The following is a 16,235-nucleotide window of genomic DNA, read 5'->3' as shown; positions in this document are numbered from 1 at the left end:
TGCCGGACTCCGGCACGACCATTGCTTAACCCGTTGCATGAAACAGGCAACGACAGTTTTTCGACGAATAGTGGCATGTAGCCATACTTCTCTACGGTTTTTACCCGTTTTGCTCGGGCTCGGCTACCTGTGCGCGGCTAACAACAGCCAGGCCCAGGGTTTTACCGCTCCCGAGGTACTTATCGGCTCCACCCAGGGGTTTCTTGAATTCAAGGTAGAAGAATATCTGCAGAATAGCGGACTCGACGGGCGCTACCAGATTCAGGTCAATCGCGTCGACCCGCGCTTGCGCCTGGCCGAATGCGACAGGGACTTGACGCTCAGCCAGGAAAGTCCGGCACAACCGATCGGCAGGGTCACCGTGCGCATCAGTTGCGAAGGCAGTGCGCCCTGGACCATCTTCATGCCGGCGCAGGTGAAACTGTTCCGCCAGGTAGTGGTCGCGGTGCAGCCACTCAAGCGCGCGCACGTGCTGGAGGATGCCGACATCGCCCTGGTCGAGCGCGACGTCGGCCTGCTGACCCAGGGCTACCTGACCGATCCGGCCCGCGTCGTCGGGCAGAAGCTGCGCCGACCGGTGGTCAACGACCAGGTGCTGGCGCCGGTCTTCCTCGAGCAGGCCGAGGCCGTGCGCAAGGGCGACCAGGTGGTGATCCTCGCACGCACTGCCACCATCAACGTCAAGATGCCCGGCGAGGCGCTGTCCGATGGCGCCCCGGGCCAGCAGATCCGCGTGCGCAACCTGCGCTCGCAGCGGATAATCAAGGCCCGCGTGATAGAACCCGGCACGGTCGAGGTGAATATGTAGAGGGAAAGCCGTGGCCGGTAGCGCTGGCGCTACCCCGGCGGGTTTCTCTAAACTGGGAAACGACGCACGAAAATAAGTCCTAAAGTTTTTCAAGCCTTCGCCGAAAAGCTAGGCAAGCGTCCAATACCTTCGAGGTTTACAACCATGGTCATCGACTTCAACCGGCTGAATCCCGGCAGCACGCCAGCCACCACCGGCCGTACCGGCAGCACCGCCGCAGGTCGCCCCGACGCCACTGGCGCCGACAAGGCAGGCCAGGCTGCGACTTCCGCTCCGAAGAGCGGCGAGTCGGTGCAGATCAGCGAAACCGCCCAGAACATGCAGAAAGTCACGGACCAGCTGCAGACCCTGCCGGTGGTCGACAACGATAAGGTTGCCCGGATCAAGCAAGCGATCGCCGATGGCACCTATCAGGTCGACAGCGAGCGTGTTGCCAGCAAGCTGCTCGACTTCGAATCCCAGCGCTGACCTCGAAGGACGCGCTGGAGGACATTGGACGCCGAATGAACTCCCGAGCCCGAGATGCCTGACTCCCCTACCCTGCTCGATCTGTTCGCCGAGGATATCGGCCACGCCAACCAACTCCTGCAGTTGGTCGACGAAGAATTCCAGGCCCTGGAACGGCGCGAGCTGCCGGTTCTGCAACAGCTTCTCGGGGCCAAGCAGCCACTGATGCAGCAACTGGAGCGAAATGGCCGGGCCCGCGCGGAAATCCTCCGCGAAGCCGGCGTTTCCCTCGACCGCGAAGGCCTTGCCCGCTATGCCCGCGAGCGCGCGGATGGCGCCGAGCTGCTGGCTCGCGGCGACGAACTGGGCGAACTGCTGGAGCGTTGCCAGCAGGCCAATCTGCGCAACGGGCGGATCATCCGCGCCAACCAGGCTTCCACCGGCAGCCTGCTGAACATCCTCCGCGGCCAGGACGCCCCGAGCCTGTACGACAGCCGCGGCGGCACCGCCTCGAGCAGCCGGCAACGTCCGCTCAGCCAGGCCTGAACCCGACCAGCACACGTATCAAGGCACAGTGCTATCATTGAGGCATTCGTGCCCCAGGAGAGCATTGAAGGTGCCCAACCCGTTCGTCGAAGAAGCGGGGCCGCAACCCCCGAAGGTGCTCAAGGCCCCCGTGGAAATCCAGGCCAACCTGCGCCTGCTGCAGGATAGCCGCGACTCCCTGCTGATCACCTTTGCCGATCGCAACCAGCGCTTCCAGAGCTTCCTGGTGGACATCGACCGCGACCGCGGGATGGTCGCGCTGGACGAACTCATCCCCAACACCGGCGAACGTTTCCTGCAGAACGGCGAGGCGTTTCGCGTCGAAGCCTTCCACGAAGGCGTGCGTATCGCCTGGGAATGCGAGCGCCCGGTGCAGTTCGGCGAACACGACGGCGTCCCCTGCTACTGGGCCGCCCTTCCCGCCGAAGTGCTCTACCACCAGCGCCGCAACGCCTACCGCGCCAGCATCAAGCAGAGCCAGCCGATCGCCGCGGAAATCGCCGGGGAAAAACTCCGCGCGCCGCTGAGCGGACAACTGCTGGATATCTCCGCCACCGGCGCCAAGCTGCGCTTCGCCGGCAATGTCGCCGAACGCCTGCATCCCGGCGAGATCTACGAAGACTTCAGCGCCCAGCTGCCACAGGGCGCGATCAGTAGCGCGATCGAACTGCGTCACGTGCGCTTCGACGAAAAGCTCGACGCGACCTTCGCCGGCGTCCGCTTCAGCGAGATGAGCGGCCTCGCCCAGCGTCAGGTGGATCGCTTCGTCTACCAGTTACAGCGCGAAGCGCGGCGCTTCGAGAAAGACGAACTGTTCTGAGTTTCACAGGACCAGCCCCAGCGCCGCCAGGCGCGGCAGGTCCTCGGGACGGTCGACGTCCCAGAGCGCCGGCAACAGGTGATGCTCCCAGCCCAGTTGCCGGAGACGCTCGCAGGTCAGCGCCAGCAGGCGGTCTCCGCCCCAGGGCATCGACTCGAACAACAGCGGGTCGACCCGGGTCAGGCCGAGCAGCGCGTAGCCGCCCCGCTCCACCGGCCCCAGCACCGCCTGGTGGCGGCCCAGGGCGGTGCAGGCCGCTTCCAGGTAGTCGCCGTCCAGCACCGGGCAGTCGTGGCGAATCAGCAGTACCGCCTCGCTTTCCGCCAACCCCAGCGCCGCGATACGCCGCATGCGCTCGCCGGGGTCGCCGGCCGGCTGGCTCATCAGGCTCCAGCCCAATGCCACCGCCAGCGCCTGCAGATCGCTGTCCAGATCGTCGTCGAACCAGAGGATGCGGGCGCTGAAGCCGCGATCGGGCAGGCGCAGGGCGCGTTCCAGCAATACCCGCTGCAAGCGTCCCGCGCTCTCCTCGCCGATGGCCTGGGCGATCTTCGGCCGCCGCTGCCCGGGCGGCAGGTTGCGCACCATCAGGTGAAGGGAAAGCGTCGGACTCATCGCAACCTCTCCTGCCTATCGGCTCCCGCGGCGAGCGGAGTTCAGTTCTGCGTCGCACCGTCGGCCTGCGGCGCGTCGGGCTCGCCATCGACCATCTGCTCCTGCACCGCCTGTTCGTCTACCCGCGGATCGAGCGCCGCGACCAGCGGGGAGCTGGTCATGTTGTCCGGGGTCGGCACGTGGTGCAGCGGCGCGTCGTCGACCCGGTGCAGGCCGCTGACCTTCTCCGGATGGACCCGCCAGACCAGGATCAGCGCGCAGGCGCTGACGAACGCATATAGCATGTTAGCGCCAAACAGCCGCATCAGCGCGCCGGCCGCCAGCGGCCCGATGCAGGCGCCGACGCCGAAGGTCACCAGCAGCATGGCGGTCAGCGAAACCCGTCGCTCGGTCTCCACATGGTCGTTGGAAAAGGCCACTGCCAGCGGATAGAGGGTGAACTGCAACATGCTCGCGGCGATTCCCAGGGCCAGCAGCAACGCCAGCGGCATCTGTTGCAACAATGCCAGCGGCAAGGCGAACAGGCACAGCAGGATGGCGCAGGCGCGGATCAGCCAGGCGCGGTCGCGACGGTCGGACAGCCAGCCGAGCGGCCATTGCACCAGCAGCCCGGCGAAGATGCAGGCGCCCATGTACAGGCCGACCTGCTCGTTGGGCAACCCCAACTGGTTGGCATACAGCGGCGCCAGGCCATAGAAGGAGCCGACCACCAGCCCCGAGACCAATACGGTGGTCAGCGACTGCGGCACCCGGCGGATGAAGAAGCGTGGTTCGAGCGGCGCCGGGCGCAGCGCTGCGGGGTGGATCTTGTGGGTCAGGGCCAGCGGCACCAGGCACAGGGCGAAACAGAAGGCCACCAGCATCAGCAACTCCGGCCCCAGTTGCGGATGCGCCACCAGGATCATCTGGCCGAGCACCAGGCCCAGGTAGGAAGCCGCCATGTAGCCGCCGAACACCGCGCCGCGCTGGCTGGCATCGGCCTGCTCGTTGAGCCAGCTCTCGATCACCATGTACTGGCACATCAGGCCCAGGCCCATCACCATGCGCAAGGCGATCCAGGCCGGCAGCCAGGGCAGCAGGCCATGGCCGAGGACCGCGGCGGTGACCACCCCGGCGCAGGCGACGTAGGCGCGGATGTGGCCGACCCGGGCGATCAGCCGGTGACCGACCTTGCCGCCCAGCACCAGGCCGAAGTAGTTGGCTGCCATCAGCGCGCCGACCCACAGGCCGTCGACCTTGTCCGCCGCCAGGCGCAGCGCCAGGTAGGTGCTGAGCAGGCCGGAGCCGGTGAGCATCAGCAGGGTAGCGAAATAGAGAGCGCGAAAAGAGAAGAAAATCCGCCGCATCGGACCTCCGGTCCCGTACAAGGGAGCCGGCGCCGCTCGCGGACTGCCCGGCTCGCACAGCGTTGGAGTCCCGGGGAGGCCCCGGGACAGGACGCGGGATGCCGAAGCCGGCACCCGACACCACGACCCTGCCGCCGCGAGGCGGCAGGGGGTGACACAGGGCTAGGAAAGTACCACGGTGGATCAGGCCTGGGCTGCCAGGACGCGACGCTCCCAGGGGCTGATCTCGTCGAAGAAGCTGGTCAGCTCCATGCTCTTGGTCGCCACGTAGCCTTCGACGAACTCGCTGCCGAACAGTTCGCGCGCCAGCGCGCTGCCTTTCAGGCGCCGCAGGGCGTCGTACATGGTGCAAGGCAGGGTCAACTCCTCCGGTACCTCGAACTCACCCTGGATCGCCGGGCTCGGCTCCAGTTCGTGCTCCAGGCCGTAGAGACCGGCGGCCAGGCTGGCGGCGATGGCCAGGTAAGGGTTGGCGTCGGCGCCCGGCAGGCGATTCTCGACGCGCCGCGCGGAGGCTCCGCTGGCCGGGATGCGTAGGCCGGCGGCGCGGTTGTCGTGGGACCAGCAGGCGTTGTTCGGCGAAGCGTAGGGATGGCAGAGGCGCTGGAAGGAGTTCACATGCGGCGCGAAGAAGGGCGTGAAGTCCGCCAGGCAGGCCTGCTGGCCGCCGATGAAGTGGCGGAACGCGGCGGAAGGCTCGCCATCGGCTTCGCTGAAGATGTTTCGCCCGCCGTCCAGTTCGACGATGCTCTGGTGGATGTGCATCGAGCTGCCCGGCGTCTTCGCCAGCGGCTTGGCCATGCACACCACGATCAGGCCGTGCTTGAGCGCGACCTCCTTGAGCAGGTGCTTGAACAGGAAGGTCTGGTCGGCCAGCAGGACCGGGTCGCCATGCAGGAAGTTGATCTCGAACTGGCTGGTGCCCATCTCGTGCATGAAGGTGTCGCGCACCAGGCCCAGCGCATCCATGCAGCGGTAGACGTCCTCGAAGAACGGCCGCAGGCCGTTGTTGGAAGACACGCTGAAGGCCGAATAGCCCAGCTCGCGCCGGCCATCCGGCCCCAGCGGGGCCTGGAACGGCTCGTTGGGATCGGTGTTCGGGGCGAAGACGAAGAACTCCAGTTCGGTGGCCACCACCGGTTGCCAGCCGTGGGCGGCGTAGCGCGCCACCACCTGCTTGAGCAGGCCGCGGGTGGACAGCCCGGACGGCGTGCCATCCAGTTCCTGCGCATCGCAGATGGCGAAGGCGCGCGGAGTGTTGCTCCAGGGCAGGCGATGGACCTGGGTCGGCTCGGCGACCAGCGCCAGGTCGCCATCGTCGCTGCCATAGAAGCGCGCCGGCGGGTAGCCGCCCATGATGCATTGCAGCAGCACGCCACGGGCGAGCTGCAGGCGCCGGCCGCTGAGGAAGCCCTCGCCGGTCATCACCTTGCCGCGCGGCACCCCATTGAGGTCGGGGGTGACGCATTCGATTTCTTCAACTCCAGCCAGCCGTTCGGCGAGTGAGCCTTGGCCTTCGATAGTCATGACTTCTTATCCTTGTTGGTATCGCGGATGCCGCACCGGGCGGCGGCCGCGTACAAAATACGCATCGCTTGTTCAAGATATCAAGCATGCGGCACATTCTCGCGTGTGCAAAGCCTTTCGCCGCAGAGGCGTTCTGCCTTGCCTGCCGGGTACGAGGAAAAACGCCGGCCAGGCGTATATCCTCTGTGCCTTCGCCGCCCTACCCGCCACAGGAGTACTGCCGTTGATTCTCGGAACATCCAAGGCCGACTGGCTCGCCGAATTCCCGCGCCTGGCCGACCTCATCGCCCTGCGCCCGAGCGAGTGGTTCAACCCGGCCATCGCGCCGAGCGCCGAAGCCCTGGCCGACGTCGGCCTCGGCGCCGCCGACGTGGCCGACGCCAGCGCCCGCCTGCAGCGCTTCGCCCCGCTGATCGCCCGGCTGTTTCCGGAAACCGCCGCCAGCGGCGGCATCATCGAGTCCGACCTGGTCGAGGTGGCCGCCTTCCACGATGCCCTGCGCCAGCACTACGCCGCCGAACTGCCCGGCCGGCTCTGGCTGAAACGCGATAGCCACCTGCCGATCTCCGGCTCGATCAAGGCCCGCGGCGGCATCTATGAAGTGCTCGCCCATGCCGAGCGCCTGGCCCTGGAGCACGGCCTGGTCGGCCTCGACGACGACTACTCGCGGCTGGCCGAGGCGGATTGCCGGGCATTCTTCGCCCGCCACCGGATAGCGGTGGGCTCCACCGGTAACCTGGGCCTTTCCATCGGCATCATCGGCGCCGCGCTGGGCTTCCAGGCCAGCGTGCACATGTCCGCCGACGCCCGCCAGTGGAAGAAGGACAAGCTGCGCGCCCACGGCGTGACGGTGGTGGAGTACGCCTCCGACTACAGTGTCGCGGTGGAACAGGGCCGCCGCGAAGCGGCCGGCGATCCCTACACCCATTTCGTCGACGACGAAAACTCCCGCGACCTGTTCCTCGGCTACGCCGTCGCCGCCGAGCGACTGCGCGGCCAGTTGGACGCCGCCGGCATCCGCGTCGACAGCGAGCACCCGCTGTTCGTCCATCTGCCCTGCGGGGTCGGCGGCGGTCCCGGCGGGGTGGCCTTCGGCCTCAAGCTGGCGTTCGGCGACGCGGTGCACTGCCTGTTCGCCGAGCCGACCCATTCGCCCTGCATGTTCCTCGGCGTCTATACCGGCCGCCACGAGCAGGTTTCGGTGCAGGACTTCGGCATCGACAACCGCACCGCCGCCGATGGCCTGGCGGTGGGGCGTCCGTCGGGCTTCGTCGGCCGCGCCATGCAGCGCCTGCTCGACGGCTACTACACGGTGGACGACGACGAGTTGTTCCGCCTGCTCGCCTTGCTCGAGCGCAGCCAGGGCATCCGCCTGGAACCCTCGGCCCTGGCCGGCGCGCCGGGCATCGCCCGGGTCACCCGTGAGCCGCAGGGCTATCGCGAACGCATGGGGCTGACCTCGGCGCGCCTGGCCAATGCCACCCACCTGGTCTGGGCCACCGGCGGCGGCATGGTGCCCGAGACGGAAATGCGCGCCTACCTGGAGCGAGGCCGCTCGCTGCTGGACTGACACCGACACGCGCGGGGCGCCACGACCGTCCCGCCACCTCCCGACGAGGACCTTGCATGCGCACACCCGCCTGGCTCGGCAGCGGCATGCCGCTGCTCTTCGTGCTGCTCTGGAGCACTGGATTCCTCGGCGCCAAGTTCGGCCTGCCGTACGCCGAGCCCTTCACCTTCCTGGCCATCCGCCTGCTCCTCGCGGCCACCCTGCTGGCCGCCTTCGCCCTGCTCAGCGGTGCGCCCTGGCCGGGCTCGGCACGGCTGGCCGGGCATGTCGCGGTCGCCGGCCTGCTGGTCCATGGCCTGTACCTGGGCGGGGTGTTCCTCGCCATCGAGCACGGCATGTCGGCCGGCCTGACCTCCCTGTTGGTCGGCCTGCAACCGCTGGCTACCGCGGCCCTGGCCGGCATCTGGCTCGGCGAGCAGGTCAGCCGCCGGCAATGGCTGGGACTGGCGCTCGGCCTGGCTGGCGTAGCCCTGGTGGTACTCGGCCGCATCCACGGTGGCGCCGACGGCCTGGCCTGGGCCGCGGTGCTGGTGGCACTGGCGGCGATCACCTGCGGCACGCTGTACCAGAAGCGCTTCTGCGGCGGCATGGACCTGCGCACCGGCGGCGTCGTCCAGTACCTGGCCAGCGGCGCCCTGCTCGGCCTCGCCGCGCTGCTTTTCGAAAGCCGCGAGGTGCAGTGGAGCACGCCGTTCGTGCTGACCCTCGGCTGGCTGGTGCTGGGACTCTCGTTCGGCGCCGTCGGCCTGCTCTACACGCTGATCCGGCATGGCGCCGCGTCAAAGGTGGCGAGCCTGTTCTACCTGGTGCCGCCAGTGACCGCGCTGGCCTCCTGGCTGCTGTTCGACGAGCGCCTGGCGCCGGCGGCGATCGGCGGCATGCTGCTGGTGATGCTCGGCGTCGCGCTGGTCAACTGGCCGGGCCGGCGCGCCTGAGGCCTCAGTGGCTGTAGTGCCGGGTGGCGGCGAAGCGGTTGAGGAACAGGTGGATCACCAGCACCGTCATCAGCGTGATCAGCACCGCGAAGCACACCGAGGTAAATCGGTAGAGCACGCTGTACATCATGTCGTGGGTTGGCGTCAGGTACTGGCCGAGGACGATCGCCAGGGTGGTCAGCGCGCCGAAACCGATCCCCGGTACGCCGTTCTCCAGCATGTGGATGCGCGCGCAGAACATCGCCGAGATCCACAGCAACAGGGCGACGAAGGGCAGGATGTCGTAGTGATCGTAGAGCAGCACCTGCAAGCCCACCGCCAGCGCACAGCCGAGCAGCGTACCGAGGGCGCGGATGCGCCCGGCGAAGTGCACGCCCTTCCAGTGCATGGGAAACAACACCAGGATCGAGGCGATCTGCGCCGACAGCGAGTCCTTCAGGTCGAAGGTCTGGAAGACCACGAAGGACAAGGTCGCCACCGTGGCCCCGAGCAGCGTCTCGTGGCGCCGGCTGGGGGCGTCCTTGGCCGGCGCCTGGCGCGGCGACCGCGGTTCGACGTCGGGGAACAGGTAGAACATCAGCACGGCGATGGCCACCGTCAGCCAGGTGGCGACCATGTTGCTGGCGAGCATGTCGAACAGATCGACGTCCGGATAGCTGGCAAAGTGCAGCAGCATCGAGAGGAACACCGAACTCAGTGCGCCGAAGAAGAACAGCGGGCCGCGCGCCATCAGGGCGAAGCGGTAGACGAAGAGGCCGAAGACGATAGGCGTCATCAGCAGCGGCCGGTCGCCGAACAACCCGTACAGCACCAGTACCTCGACGCTGATCACCACCGAGTTGGCGAGGAACTGGCGGACGATGTGCAGGTTGATCACCGGCGTCAGGCCGAGCAGCAGCATCGGGTAGACGCCGAAGAACGAGCCGTAGTCCCAGTTCATCAGCTTGCAGACGAAGAACCCCAGGGTGCCGCCGCCGGCGATGCGCAGGCACTGACGCAGGTCGTTGGCGGACATCGCGAGCTTGGCCGGCATGGCGTCAGTAGACGTAGTGCAGCAGGCTGATGGCGACGATCTGCGCGCGACCGAGCAGATGGCTCAGGCCGTCGCCGGGATAGAGCTGCACGGTGGCCTTGGCACCGGTGGGCAGCAGGCCTTCGGGAAGTTCGTCGAGCACCACGTGCAGGCGCTGGCGCTGGGCGTCGCGGACCCAGCGGTCGGAGGTGACCGGCGCGGCGAGGTCGCCGTTGGCGTCCAGCTGGCCCTCCTTGACCCCGGCGTCGATGGCCGCCACCCGCGCGCCGAACACTTCGCCGGGACGCGCGTCGAACACCACCGCCGCACGGTCGCCAGGGCGCACGTAGCGCAGCGATTTCTCGCGGAAGTCGGCGACGATGTCGATACGGTCGTCCACCAGCGCCGCCACCGGCGTTCCGGCCGGAACGTAGGTGCCCGGGGTCAGTTGCAGGTTGCTCAGGGTCCCGGCGCGGTCGGCCCGGACGCTGCTGTATTGCAGTTGCAGACGAGCCTGGGCCAGGGCATTGCGCGCCTGGCGCAGGCGCAGGTTGTCCTCGCCGGCCGTGCCGCGTCGCGCGGTCAGCTCGCCGATCCGCGCCTGGGCCGCGGCGACCCGGGCACGGGCGGCCTGGGCCTGGGCGCTGACCTGCTCGTGCATCTGCTGCGACACATGGTGGCGCTGCACCAGTTGGGCGGTGCGGCGCGCCTCGCTGTCCAGCTCGCCGGCGCTGCTGCGCGCGGCCAGGAGGTCGGCCTTGGCCGAGGCGATGGCGGCATCCAGTTCGCGGTTGGTGCGCTCGGCTTCCTCCAGTGCCAGTTCGGCCTGGCGCACGGCCAGTCGGAAAGGCTCGGGATCGAGGCGGAACAATACTTCGCCGGGCTGCACGTGGCCGTTGTTGGACACCAGCACCTCGGCGACCTGACCGCTGACACGCGGCGCGACGCGCACCACCGGCCGGGTCAACTGGGCCTGCGGGGTGAGCGGCATCCACAGGTCGGCGACCAGGAAGTAGACGAACAGCAACACGAATACCGCGATAGCGACTTGAACCCAACGGGCAAATCGTTGATCGGGAGTCATAGGGTACGAGCCTCGAATCCAGCGGGAATGCAGTCGCCGCAGCGGGGCCTGAATGCGGGGGTTGGCGCGGCCGGGATGGAACCGGCGACCCGGACGACGGCCAGTGGGTAGCCGTCGCCGCTGCGGCGACCAGGTGACGCAGTATATTTCGAGACAATCGCCCCTGGCCTGCCGGCATCGGCAATAGATCGTTACAGACAGCGTAACAATCGAACGAGCCGGCACGGCAGGCCGCTGCCGCAGTCCGGCACCGGGCCATGCATCGCCAGTGCCAGGACACCCCTGTAGCCCTCCTGCGAACTCTAGCAGTGGTCGCGCCCGGTCGACGGCGTAGATTGGCTGAACGATGCGTCCTTCCTGCCTGCGCATCGCCTGCCGCCAAGGACTGCGGATTTCTCCCGACACGCCATACCGCGCGCCAGACGGCTGCCTGAAAAGGCAGGCCAGGTATTCAGTGGAGATACACCATGGCAACACAAGGAGTGTTCACCCTTCCCGCCAACACCCGGTTCGGCGTCACCGCCTTCGCCAACTCGTCCGGAACCCAGACGGTGAACGTGCTGGTCAACAACGAGACGGCCGCGACCTTCAGCGGGCAAAGCACCAATAACGCCGTCATCGGCACCCAGGTGCTCAACTCCGGCAGCAGTGGCAAGGTACAGGTCCAGGTCAGCGTCAACGGCCGCCCCTCGGATCTGGTCTCGGCACAGGTAATCCTGACCAACGAGCTGAACTTCGCCCTGGTCGGCTCTGAAGACGGCACCGACAACGACTACAACGACGCCGTCGTGGTGATCAACTGGCCGCTCGGCTAGGAGTTCGGAAGGGACGGGATGGCGGCAAGCCGCCATCCCTTTCCGACTTCCTGCTATGCCTTGAGCACCTGCCCGAGCAGCAGCAGGCCGGGCAACCAGGCGGTGAATATGGCGCTGGCCAGGGTCAGGTAGGCCACCGGCTTCTGGATGCTGCGGGACAGCCCCAGCAGCAGGAAGAAACAGAACCAGAGCAACGCCCAGACTGTCCAGTTGACCGCGTTCCACAGGCCGAACGGACCACTGGCGCCGGCGAACGACTCGATCGCCACGGTGCAGGCGGTGAGGCTGACGAACAGGCAGAACCAGCCGAGGCCCTTGCCGTCCACCTCGAGGAACTGGTTGGCGGCCACCCACAGATAGGTAAAAGCGAATAGCAGGGTTAGCGCTCCGGCCTTCAGCGAGCCCTGCCCGGCTGCTGCGGAAAAGATCAGGTAGAACGCGACGCAGGCGCTCAGCACGCCGACCAGGAAGTTGATCACCGCCACCTCCCGACCGCTGATCTTGCCCAGCAACCAGACGGCATTGAGAAACAGCACCGCGCCAACGTACAGCAGAACCAGTCCCAGCATCATGACGATACCCCTCTTGTTATTGTTCTGGTCGGCCCGGATCGCTCAGGCGGACGGCTCGTTTCCCAGCAACTCCTGAGCGATCTTCAGGATCGGCTCGCGCCGCTTCATCGCTTCCCGCGACAGGTACTGGTGCGCCTCGCGCTCGTCCCAGCCATGGCGCTGCATCAGCAACGCCTTGGCCTGGTTGATCCGGGCCTGGCCGGCGATGCGTTCCTGAAGCTGCTCGGTCTTCTGCTTCAGCTTCGCCATTTCCTCGCTGATGCGCCGCGCCGATACCAGCACAGGCAGCACCCGGTGGGCGTCGAGCGGCTGGGTGATCACGCCGTGGCACTCCAGCTCGATGATCTGCGAGAGCACCGCGGGGCTTTCGTACTCCACCAGCGCCACCAGGGTAGTGCGCGGAGTTCCGGCAGCGAGCAGCGCAGCGATCTCGTCGTGGTGGCGATTCTGGAAAATGCTGGTGAAGACCACGTCCACCGGCACATCGAAGGCTTCCGGCGGCGGCCAGCACTGGCGCACCGAACAACCGATGCGGATCAGCTGCAAGACCAGGGCGTCGCTGACCTCTCCCGGCGGGTTGAGTACCAGCACCTGCAACTCGCGCAGGCTGCCGAGCAGCGAGTTGGCGCTCATGGGAGCGCTCCCCCGCCCATGCTGGCGGACCAGTCGTCGAGGTTATGCACGACGACATAAGGATCGGGGCGAATCGGTTCGGGCGACTGCCAGCGGACCTGGAACACGCCGCGCGCATCGATTTCCGCGATGCGCGAAGACAGGCGGCTGTGGTTGTTCTGGCGCTCCACCCGGACCGGCCCCTGGGGCGCGTCGATGTCGATGTCGTACAGGTGCCGCTGCACGTCTTCCACCCGCCAGTTGCCTGCGGCCTGCGCGGCGCGGCCGAGCAACAAGGTCTGCCAGTAGGCCGCCTCGGCCCAGGCAGTGATGGTCGCGTTCTCCGGGAAGAAACCATGGCAGGCCTGGACGAAGGCTCGGCTGGCGGGCGTATCGATGCTGGAGAAGTAAGGCGCGACCACCACCTGCCCCTCTGCCACGTCGCTCTCCATCTTCGCCACCTCCGCCTCGCTGGTGGTCAGGCTGGCGATCGGCGGCCGCCTGCCATCGCCGTAGCGACGGGCGATGGCGCGATACAGCTCGGCGGTGCCGGTGCCCACCACGGTGGAGAAGACCACGTCGGCGCGCGCCTGGTAGATGCGCTCGACGGCGCGCTGCACGTCGTCGTCGGAGGGATACAGCGGAATGTAGATTTCCTCGAGCACCGTGCCGCCGTGCTGGCGGTACAGGTGGCGCATCACATGGTTGCTTTCCCGCGGATAGATGTAGTCCGAGCCGATGAACACCACCCGCTCGCCGTAGTGGCGAATCAGGTACGCCGCCAGCGGCGCACTGTTCTGGTTCGGCGCCGGACCGCCGTAGACGATGTTCGGCGAATACTCGAAGCCCTCGTAGGGGGTCGGGTAGCAGAGCAGCGCGTCGGCGCGCTCGACCACCGGCATCACCGCCTTGCGCGTGTGCGACATGTAGCAGCCCACGAGGAACCGTACCCCCCGGTTGCGAATGAAGTCCTCGGCGCACAGCCGATAGCGGTCCGGGTCGCCGCCAGGGTCCTGGGACAGCGTTTCGATCGGGCGACCGCCGACGCCGCCCTCGCGGTTCAGTTGCTCGACCGCAAGCAATGCGCCATAGCGCTGCGAGCGCTCGATATCGGCGGTGACGCCGGTTTCGGAGAACAGCAGGCCGATCAGCGGCCGCTCCTGGTGCGATCCCATCCGTTTCCTCTCCTGTGACTGTCGCTCAGCGCCGCACGAAGCGAACCCGCTCGTGCTCCAGGCTCGCCAGGTAGGTCGTGCAGTTCCCGTCGCCCGGCTGGTGGTGGTCGAGCAGATGCTCGGCCAGCGGTACCTCGAGATGATGACGGACGCTGCGGCGCAACGCACGAGCGCCGAACTGCCGGTCGAAGCCGGCGCGGGCGATCTTCGCCAGCACCTCGGGGGTCGCCTCCAGGCGACAGCGATGCTTCTCCAGGCGCCGGTTGAGCCGCTGCACCTCCAGCTCGACCAGGCGCGCGACGACGTCGCGTTCGATCCAGTTGAAGGTGACCACGCTATCGAGACGATTGACGAACTCCGGCGAGAAAGTCTTCAGCAGCCGGGCCCGGACCATCCCGTCGATGTCCCGCCGCCGGCGCTCGCCGCCGACCGGCAGCAGGCGCCAGGGCAGGCGCTGGCGACGCTCGTCGTAGCGCTGGATCTCATGGGCGCAGAGATTGCTGGTCATGAACACCAGGGTGTTGCGGAAATGGTAGGTGCGTTCGCCGGAAGCGACCCGCAGCAGGCCGTTGTCGAGCACGTTGAGCAGCGCATGGACCACTTCCGGGCTGGCCTTCTCCAGTTCGTCGAAGAGAACGATGCCGGGGCGCCCGGGACTGCCGTCCAGCTTGTCCTGCTCCAACAGGGTGGTGCCCTCCTTCGCCCCGACGTAGCCCGGCGGCGCACCGGTGAGGGCGGCGGCATAGTGCTCCTGGGACAGGGTGTTCATGTCCACCCGGCAGAACCCCTCGGCGTCGCCGTGCAGGGCCCTGGCCAGGGCGCGCACGATCTCGGTCTTGCCGACCCCGGTGGGGCCGAGGAACAGCGCGCTGAACAGCGGACGGCGCGGGTCGGCGATGTCCGCGCGAACCACCTTGAGCATGTCCTCGACGGCCTGTAGCGCCGGTTCCTGGCCGAGCACCTCGGCGCGCAGGCAGTCCATCACCGCCGCCGGGTCGAAACGGAAACGGCTGTGCAGGGCGCTGCGGTGACTCAGGTGGGCCTGGAGCAGACTTGCCTCGGCAAGATTCTCCCGCGCCAGGGCCTGTTCCTCGTCCTGCTGCCGGCGGGACTGGTCAAGCATGTCGCTCAGAAAAGGCATGGATGAAACTCCTTCTGCCACAGGGGGAAATGGCGGAGGCGGCGTGCCGCACGACGGCACGCCGGGCTGGCGGCGTCTGCCGTCAGGCCTCCTTCTCCAGTCCCTCGTAGGGCAGCCGGCCGACCGGGCATTGCGCCACACCGGTAGTCGAGCGGGTCAGTCGCTCGACATTCTCGCGCGCCTTCTCGGCGTCGGTGACCCAGGTGCGGTAGAACTCGAACGGACACTCCGCCAGGCCCCGGTCGCCATCGCCGGACGCCTGCAAGCCGCTGTAGCCGCGGTGGAGGATCTTGAACAGGTGGTTCTGCGACTGATCGTTGGCGCGCGCATCGCGGATCTGCGAAAGCGACAGCTGGGCGTACTGGATACCCATTTCCTCCTCGCCGCACTCACCGAGGGTACGACCGTCGAAGCCGATGATCGCCGAGTGGCCGAAGTAGGAATACACGCCGTCGAAGCCGGCGGCGTTGGCCACCGCCACATAGCAGTTGTTGGCCCAGGCCATGGCCTTGGCCATCATCACCTGCTGGTCCTTGGCCGGATACATGTAGCCCTGGCAGCGCACGATCAGCTCGGCGCCCTTCATCGCGCAGTCGCGCCAGATTTCCGGGTAGTTGCCGTCGTCGCAGATGATCAGGCTGATCTTCATGCCCTTCGGCCCTTCGCTGACGTAGGTCTGGCCACCGGGATACCAGCCCTCGATGGGGCACCAGGGAATGATCTTGCGGTACTTCTGGACGATCTCGCCGTTGTTGTCGATCAGCACCAGGGTGTTGTACGGCGCCTTGCGCGGATGCTCCTCGTGCCGTTCGCCGGTGAGGGAGAATACGCCCCAGACGTTGGCCTTGCGGCAGGCGCGGGAGAATATCTCGGTTTCCTCGCCGGGGATCGCCACCGCGGTTTCCATCATCTCCGCCGGATCGTACATGATGCCCTGCAGGCTGTACTCGGGGAACACCACCAGGTCCATGCCGGGCAGGCCCTGCTTCATGCCAACGATCATGTCGGCGATCTTCCGGGCGTTGTCCAGGACCTCCGCCGCGGTGTGCAGGCGCGGCATCTTGTAGTTGACCACCGCCACTCCGACGGTGTCGTTGCTGCTGGAAATATCGCCGTGACGCATGGGTATCACCTCTTGTTGTTATTTTTTCGGGACGAAAAAAGGCCCTCCCGGGTAACCCCGGGAGAGCCCATTTGCTCTGTGCGTATG

17 protein-coding genes are annotated in these 16,235 nt (G+C 67.2%); 7 read left to right on the top strand and 10 right to left on the bottom strand.

Features of this window, described 5'->3' with window-relative positions; all coding sequences use genetic code 11:
* The first annotated feature begins 109 nt into the window (after positions 1 to 109).
* The 4 genes from flgA (at position 110) to flgZ (ending at position 2,621) form a co-directional block, all read left to right on the top strand.
* Complete coding sequence (gene flgA / locus AC1RB9_RS08180; protein ID WP_003098745.1) at positions 110 to 808, top strand: flagellar basal body P-ring formation chaperone FlgA; 699 nt, start codon at positions 110 to 112, stop codon at positions 806 to 808.
* 144 nt (positions 809 to 952) lie between these two features.
* Positions 953 to 1,276, top strand: coding sequence for a flagellar biosynthesis anti-sigma factor FlgM (flgM, locus tag AC1RB9_RS08175; RefSeq protein ID WP_003098742.1), 324 nt, complete (start codon positions 953 to 955; stop codon positions 1,274 to 1,276).
* A 54-nt stretch (positions 1,277 to 1,330) separates the two neighbouring features.
* Positions 1,331 to 1,801: a flagella synthesis protein FlgN gene (locus tag AC1RB9_RS08170; RefSeq protein ID WP_003113135.1), complete on the top strand. Its 471-nt coding sequence runs from the start codon at positions 1,331 to 1,333 to the stop codon at positions 1,799 to 1,801.
* Positions 1,802 to 1,829: 28 nt separating this feature from the next.
* Positions 1,830 to 2,621, top strand: a complete 792-nt coding sequence (flgZ, locus tag AC1RB9_RS08165; protein ID WP_003119635.1) for a flagellar brake protein FlgZ — start codon at positions 1,830 to 1,832, stop codon at positions 2,619 to 2,621.
* 3 nt (positions 2,622 to 2,624) lie between these two features.
* On the opposite strand, the gene AC1RB9_RS08160 is transcribed toward flgZ, so the two are convergent.
* The 3 genes from AC1RB9_RS08160 to AC1RB9_RS08150 form a co-directional block, all read right to left on the bottom strand.
* On the bottom strand, positions 2,625 to 3,236 hold the full coding sequence (locus AC1RB9_RS08160) for a TIGR04282 family arsenosugar biosynthesis glycosyltransferase (protein ID WP_003113134.1): 612 nt from the start codon (positions 3,234 to 3,236) through the stop codon (positions 2,625 to 2,627).
* A gap of 41 nt (positions 3,237 to 3,277) precedes the next feature.
* Entirely contained in the window at positions 3,278 to 4,582 is a 1,305-nt protein-coding gene (locus tag AC1RB9_RS08155; RefSeq protein WP_003098737.1) for an MFS transporter, read from the bottom strand.
* Between the two features lie 183 nt (positions 4,583 to 4,765).
* On the bottom strand, positions 4,766 to 6,007 hold the full coding sequence (locus AC1RB9_RS08150) for a glutamine synthetase family protein (protein ID WP_003119633.1): 1,242 nt from the start codon (positions 6,005 to 6,007) through the stop codon (positions 4,766 to 4,768).
* Between the two features lie 325 nt (positions 6,008 to 6,332).
* On the opposite strand from AC1RB9_RS08150, the gene dsdA reads away from it, so the two are divergent.
* The gene (dsdA, locus tag AC1RB9_RS08145; RefSeq protein WP_003452955.1) at positions 6,333 to 7,679 is read left to right on the top strand and encodes a D-serine ammonia-lyase; all 1,347 of its coding nucleotides are present in this window, start codon (positions 6,333 to 6,335) and stop codon (positions 7,677 to 7,679) included.
* A gap of 56 nt (positions 7,680 to 7,735) precedes the next feature.
* Positions 7,736 to 8,614 carry a DMT family transporter gene (locus AC1RB9_RS08140; protein ID WP_003119631.1) on the top strand — a complete coding sequence of 293 codons (879 nt, stop codon included), beginning with the start codon at positions 7,736 to 7,738 and terminating at the stop codon, positions 8,612 to 8,614.
* Between the two features lie 4 nt (positions 8,615 to 8,618).
* Here AC1RB9_RS08140 and AC1RB9_RS08135 read toward each other — a convergent pair whose 3' ends face one another.
* Positions 8,619 to 9,629: a DUF2955 domain-containing protein gene (locus AC1RB9_RS08135; RefSeq protein ID WP_003122410.1), complete on the bottom strand. Its 1,011-nt coding sequence runs from the start codon at positions 9,627 to 9,629 to the stop codon at positions 8,619 to 8,621.
* Positions 9,630 to 9,651: 22 nt separating this feature from the next.
* The gene (locus tag AC1RB9_RS08130; RefSeq protein WP_003119629.1) at positions 9,652 to 10,710 is read right to left on the bottom strand and encodes an HlyD family secretion protein; all 1,059 of its coding nucleotides are present in this window, start codon (positions 10,708 to 10,710) and stop codon (positions 9,652 to 9,654) included.
* A 467-nt stretch (positions 10,711 to 11,177) separates the two neighbouring features.
* Between AC1RB9_RS08130 and lecB the strand changes: the two genes are divergently transcribed.
* Complete coding sequence (gene lecB, locus AC1RB9_RS08125; protein WP_003098728.1) at positions 11,178 to 11,525, top strand: fucose-binding lectin LecB; 348 nt, start codon at positions 11,178 to 11,180, stop codon at positions 11,523 to 11,525.
* Positions 11,526 to 11,578: 53 nt separating this feature from the next.
* Here lecB and AC1RB9_RS08120 read toward each other — a convergent pair whose 3' ends face one another.
* The 5 genes from AC1RB9_RS08120 to AC1RB9_RS08100 form a co-directional block, all read right to left on the bottom strand.
* The gene (locus AC1RB9_RS08120) at positions 11,579 to 12,097 is read right to left on the bottom strand and encodes an AmiS/UreI family transporter (RefSeq protein ID WP_003098725.1); all 519 of its coding nucleotides are present in this window, start codon (positions 12,095 to 12,097) and stop codon (positions 11,579 to 11,581) included.
* A 42-nt stretch (positions 12,098 to 12,139) separates the two neighbouring features.
* Positions 12,140 to 12,730: a transcriptional antitermination factor AmiR gene (gene amiR / locus AC1RB9_RS08115; protein ID WP_003098722.1), complete on the bottom strand. Its 591-nt coding sequence runs from the start codon at positions 12,728 to 12,730 to the stop codon at positions 12,140 to 12,142.
* A complete protein-coding gene (gene amiC / locus AC1RB9_RS08110) occupies positions 12,727 to 13,884 on the bottom strand; it encodes an aliphatic amidase expression-regulating protein AmiC (RefSeq protein WP_003452962.1) in 1,158 nt (385 codons plus the stop codon). The genes amiR and amiC overlap by 4 nt, the downstream gene beginning before the upstream one ends.
* 25 nt (positions 13,885 to 13,909) lie before the next feature.
* Positions 13,910 to 15,025, bottom strand: a complete 1,116-nt coding sequence (locus AC1RB9_RS08105; RefSeq protein WP_003098718.1) for an AAA family ATPase — start codon at positions 15,023 to 15,025, stop codon at positions 13,910 to 13,912.
* Between the two features lie 82 nt (positions 15,026 to 15,107).
* On the bottom strand, positions 15,108 to 16,148 hold the full coding sequence (locus tag AC1RB9_RS08100) for an aliphatic amidase (RefSeq protein ID WP_003091756.1): 1,041 nt from the start codon (positions 16,146 to 16,148) through the stop codon (positions 15,108 to 15,110).
* Positions 16,149 to 16,235: the final 87 nt, after the last annotated feature.

The organism is Pseudomonas sp. 20-5, from assembly GCF_056782835.1.
This window is presented reverse-complemented; position numbering and strand designations above follow the sequence as displayed.